At 66.6% G+C, this 4720-nt stretch carries 5 protein-coding genes; 3 read left to right on the top strand and 2 right to left on the bottom strand.

Annotated features, from left to right (window positions below; translation table 11 throughout):
- The 3 genes from ftsZ to VFL64_RS16760 all read left to right on the top strand — a co-directional run.
- The coding region (gene ftsZ, locus VFL64_RS16770; protein WP_489541519.1) for a cell division protein FtsZ at positions 1–1024 on the top strand (1024 nt) is incomplete at its 5' end.
- Between the two features lie 277 nt (positions 1025–1301).
- Complete coding sequence (gene lpxC, locus VFL64_RS16765; RefSeq protein WP_489541518.1) at positions 1302–2237, top strand: UDP-3-O-acyl-N-acetylglucosamine deacetylase; 936 nt, start codon at positions 1302–1304, stop codon at positions 2235–2237.
- 94 nt (positions 2238–2331) lie between these two features.
- A complete protein-coding gene (locus VFL64_RS16760; RefSeq protein ID WP_489541517.1) occupies positions 2332–2571 on the top strand; it encodes a hypothetical protein in 240 nt (79 codons plus the stop codon).
- A gap of 10 nt (positions 2572–2581) precedes the next feature.
- Here VFL64_RS16760 and VFL64_RS16755 read toward each other — a convergent pair whose 3' ends face one another.
- On the bottom strand, positions 2582–3142 hold the full coding sequence (locus VFL64_RS16755; RefSeq protein WP_489541516.1) for a pyridoxamine 5'-phosphate oxidase: 561 nt from the start codon (positions 3140–3142) through the stop codon (positions 2582–2584).
- Positions 3143–3255: 113 nt separating this feature from the next.
- On the bottom strand, positions 3256–4720 hold a 1465-nt coding region (lysS, locus tag VFL64_RS16750), incomplete at its 5' end, for a lysine--tRNA ligase (RefSeq protein WP_489541515.1).

The following is a 4720-nucleotide window of genomic DNA, read 5'->3' as shown; positions in this document are numbered from 1 at the left end:
GATCCAGCTGGGCAGCACGGGCCTGGGCGCCGGCGCCAAGCCGGAAGCCGGCCGCGCCGCCGCTGAAGAAGCCGTCGACCGCATCCGCGACTCGATCAAGGGCTCGAACATGCTCTTCATCACCGCCGGCATGGGCGGCGGCACCGGCACCGGCGCCGCGCCGGTGATCGCGCGCGTGGCCAAGGAAATGGGCATCCTGACCGTGGGCGTGGTGACCAAGCCCTTCGACTTCGAAGGCAACCGCCGCATGAAGGCTGCCGACGCCGGCCTGGCCGAGCTGGAAGCGAACGTCGATTCGCTGATCGTCATCCTCAACGACAAGCTGCTCGACGTGCTGGGCGACGACGTGACGCAGGACCAGGCTTTCGCGCACGCCAACGACGTGCTGAAGAACGCCGTGGGCGGCATCAGCGACATCATCCACATCCCGGGCCTGGTGAACGTCGACTTCGAAGACGTGAAGACGGTGATGAGCGAGCCCGGCAAGGCGATGATGGGCACCGCCATGGCCACCGGCCCCGACCGTGCCAACAAGGCGGCCGAAGGCGCCGTGGCCTGCCCGCTGCTGGAAGGCATCGACCTCTCCGGCGCGCGCGGCGTGCTGGTGCTGATCGCCGCCGGGCGCAGCACGTTCAAGCTGAGCGAGAGCCGCAACGCGATGAACACCATCCGCCGCTACGCGGCCGACGATGCGCACGTGATCTACGGCACCGCCTACGACGAAAGCCTGGGTGACCAGCTGCGCGTGACGGTGATCGCCACCGGCCTGTCGCCCGTCAAGCGCCAGCAGCAGGCGCCGATGACCGTGGTGCACACCGCGGTGGCCCAGCGCACTGGCACCGACAACATCCCGGTGCTGACCCAGCCGGTGCATGCGGGCCCGGCCGGACACGACTACGCCAACATGACAGTACCGAGCGTGTGGCGCAATGGCCGCACGGCGGCGGCCAAGGTGGATGCCCTGGCCAGCAATGGCATGGACGAGATCGAGATTCCCGCGTTCCTGCGCAAGCAAGCAGACTGACTCGGCCCCCAGTCGCTCTCGCTGCCGCCTTGCAGGCCGCGCTGGGCCAGAGGCCCAGCTCTTCGCCAGGCATGAACAGTCCTCAGGACTGTTCATGTCCGGGCGAAGCCCCCGAGGGGCGCCCCCGTGAGGACCGGCAAAGCCGGATCCTCCGGGGTGGCTTGATCTCGCAGTCGCTTCGCTTCTGCATCCGCAGTTGCGGGCGGTGAGTCTTCGCTATCGCGGCATTTGGCCGAATTTGTGTGTTGCTGTTTGGGAGGTCCTTAAAATCATGCCCATGCTTGCTCAACGCACCCTCAAATCGATCACCCGCGCCGTGGGCGTGGGCGTGCACGGTGGCCAGCGGGTCGAGCTGACGCTGCGCCCGGCGGCCGCCGACAGCGGGATCATGTTCCGCCGCGTCGACCTGCCGGTGCCGGTCGACATCCCGGTCAACACGCTGGCGGTGTGCGATACGCGCATGGCCACCACCATCTCACCGAAGGGCGACCCGGGCGCGCCCAAGGTCAACACCATCGAACACCTTCTATCGGCCTGCGCCGGCCTGGGGCTGGACAACCTGGTGGTCGACATCACCAACGAAGAGGTGCCCATCCTCGACGGCTCGGCCGCCTCGTTCGTGTTCTTGCTGCAAAGCGCCGGCATCGAGGTGCAGAAGGCGCCCAAGCGCTTTTTGCGCATCAAGAAGCCGGTGGAGGTGCGCGAAGGCGAGGGCAACACGCTCAAGTGGGCGCGCCTGGAACCCTACGACGGCTACAAGCTCACCTTCGAGATCGACTTCAACCATCCGGCGGTCAACCAGACCGGGCAGCAGGTCACCTTCGACATGGGCTCCGGTTTGTACAAGCGCGACATCGCCCGTGCCCGCACCTTCGGCTTCACCAAAGACGTGGAAATGATGCGTTCGCGCGGCCTGGGCCTGGGCGGCAGCATGGACAACGTGATCGTGGTCGACGACTACCGCGTGCTCAACAGCGACGGCCTGCGCTACGACGACGAATTCGTGAAGCACAAGATCCTCGACGCCATCGGCGACATGCACGTGCTCGGCCACCCGCTGATCGCCGCCTATGTGGGCTACAAGTCGGGCCACGCGCTCAACAACAAGCTGCTGCGCGCCGTGCTGGCCGACGAAGCCGCCTACGACATCGTCACCTTCGAAGACGAACGCCAGGCACCTGCCGGCCTCGCCGAGCTGGCGCCGGCCTGGTAGCAGGTGACGGGCAGGCCGTTGTATCGGGCGCACGCCCGATGCTCGGGCCTGCCAGGCAGTGTTAAGGTTCCGCCTTCGTCAACCCCCTGAACGCATGCTCATCTTCACCTGGATCGTGCTCGGCATCGCCGGTTTGCTGCTCGCCGCCAGCGGTGCCTTCTGGGGGCTCTTCGTCGCACTGGATAACTCCGACTGGCGCCGCCTGGCGGTGAAGGTGTTCCGCATCTCGATGGTGTTCGTGCTGTTCTACGTCAACGTGTTCATCTACGCGCACATCTTCGGCGTGATGGGTGGCACCGAGAAGCCGGTGGTCGAGGTCATCAGCGAAGAGTGACGAACCGGCCTCAGGGCTGAAGCCAGCGTGCTTCCCGGCCGTCGAACAGCGCGCGCCGGTGGCCTTCGGCGTGCAGTTCGAGCCAGTCGATGCTCAGCACCTGGGCTTCCATGACTGCGAAATACGGCAAGGCGCCACGGCCGTGCCCGGTGAGTCCGGGCGCGTGGTCCAGGGGTGAACCCGGTGCCAAGGGTGACAGATAGTCTTGCGCCCCCGGTGAGAGCTTGATCCGTGCCCAGCGCGACGAGACGGCCAGCCCCGAGGTTTCCAGGCTCACCTCGACCCGGCAGCGCAGCTGCCAACTCAGGCTGGGTGACCACATCACCAGGGTGCCGACGGGGTGCCGGCCCAGCTGGGCGACCTTGGCGCTGCGCTGGTCGGTGTAGAGGGTGAGCCGTTTCTCGTCGCTGCTGACTTCGCGCAGAACCACTGTGCGCGCATCGCCCATCTCGCCATCGGTGGTGGCCAGCACCGGGGTGCGCCAGGGGTGCTGCTTGTCGGCGGGAACGCGGCTCAGCTCGTGCCACACGGCGGCTTCGATCTCGGGGAGAGTCGACAGCCGTGAAGTCATGTCAGCCCCTCGCCCGACGAGTACGCCGGCCGATCCCCCAAGGGGATGCGGGCCGGCTTGGGAGCGGCCCGGCGCTCGACCCGCCGGCGTCGATCAGGCGACATGGTGGAGCGTCAGCCTTCCTTGCGCAGCGACGGGAACAGGATCACGTCGCGGATGCTGGGGCTGTCGGTGATGAGCATCATCAGCCGGTCCAGGCCGATGCCGCAGCCGCCGGTGGGGGGCATGCCGTATTCGAGCGCGCGGATGAAGTCGGCGTCGTAGTACATCGCCTCTTCGTCGCCGGCTTCCTTGTTGGCGGCCTGTGCCATGAAGCGGGCTGCCTGGTCCTCGGCGTCGTTCAGTTCGGAGAAGCCATTGGCGTACTCGCGGCCGGTGATGAAGAGCTCGAAGCGCTCGGTGATGGCCGGGTTGGTATCCGAGGCGCGGGCCAGTGGCGAGACCTCGACCGGGTAGTCGATGATGAAAGTGGGGTCCCAGAGCTTGTCTTCGACCACCGCCTCGAACAGGCCGAACTGCAGCTCGGGCAGCTTCCAGTGCGCGGGCGCCTTCTCGCCGGCGGCGAGGATGCGGCTGCGCAGCAGTTCGGCATCGGACGCTTCGGCCTCGCTCAGGCCGGCGAAAGCGACCAGCGAATCGCGCACTGTCAGCCGGCGGAAGGGCTTGTCGAGGTCGACCGTCTTGCCGCCGTAGTTGAGCACCGCCGAACCGGTGGCGCAGCGTGCGGCGTGGCGCAGCACCTGCTCGGTGTAGTCCATCAGGTCGTGGTGGTTCCAGTAGGCCGCGTAGAACTCCATCATCGTGAACTCCGGGTTGTGCCGGACGCTGATGCCTTCGTTGCGGAAGCTGCGGTTGATCTCGAACACGCGCTCGAAGCCGCCCACGATCAGGCGCTTGAGGTAAAGCTCGGGCGCGATGCGCAGGAACATGTCCTGATCCAACGCGTTGTGGTGGGTGACGAAGGGCTTGGCATTGGCACCGCCGGGGATGGGGTGCAGCATCGGCGTCTCCACTTCCATGAAGTGGTGCTCCACCATGAACTGGCGGATCGACGCGATGGCCTTGCTGCGCGCGACAAAGCGCACACGGGCGTCTTCGTCGGTGATGAGGTCGACGTAGCGCTGGCGGTACTTCTGCTCCTGGTCGGTCATCCCGTGGAACTTGTCCGGCAGCGGGCGCAGGCTCTTGGTCAAGAGCCGCAGCGTGGTCACGCGCACCGAGAGCTCGCCGGTCTTGGTCTTGAAGAGCGTGCCCTGGGCCCCCAGGATGTCGCCCAGGTCCCAGTGCTTGAAGGCGTTGTAAACCTCTTCGCCCAGCGCGTCCTTGGTGACGAAGAGCTGGATTCGGCCGGTGCTGTCTTGCAGGGTGCCGAAGCTCGCCTTGCCCATCACGCGCTTGAGCATCAGCCGGCCGGCCACGCTGACCTGGATGCCCTGCGGCTCCAGCGTCTCGTTGTCGAGTGCGCCGTGCTTGCGCACCAGCTCCAACGCATGGTCCTTGGGCTTGAAGTCGTTGGGGAAGGCCACGCCCTGTTTGCGGATCGCGGCGAGCTTTTCACGGCGTTCGGCGATGAGCTGG

It is taken from the genome of Rhizobacter sp. (genome assembly GCF_035702065.1).
Taxonomy (GTDB): domain Bacteria; phylum Pseudomonadota; class Gammaproteobacteria; order Burkholderiales; family Burkholderiaceae_C; genus Rhizobacter.
Note: the sequence above shows the minus strand (reverse complement) of the source record. Positions and strands in the feature narration are given on the sequence as shown.

What these genes read in the sequence shown, in the direction of transcription:
- lpxC (WP_489541518.1), top strand. Translation starts at nt 1,302, where the DNA reads ATGCTTGCTCAACGCACCCTCAAATCGATCACCCGCGCCGTGGGCGTG.
- VFL64_RS16760 (WP_489541517.1), top strand. Translation starts at nt 2,332, where the DNA reads ATGCTCATCTTCACCTGGATCGTGCTCGGCATCGCCGGTTTGCTGCTC.
- VFL64_RS16755 (WP_489541516.1), bottom strand. Translation starts at nt 3,142, where the DNA reads ATGACTTCACGGCTGTCGACTCTCCCCGAGATCGAAGCCGCCGTGTGG.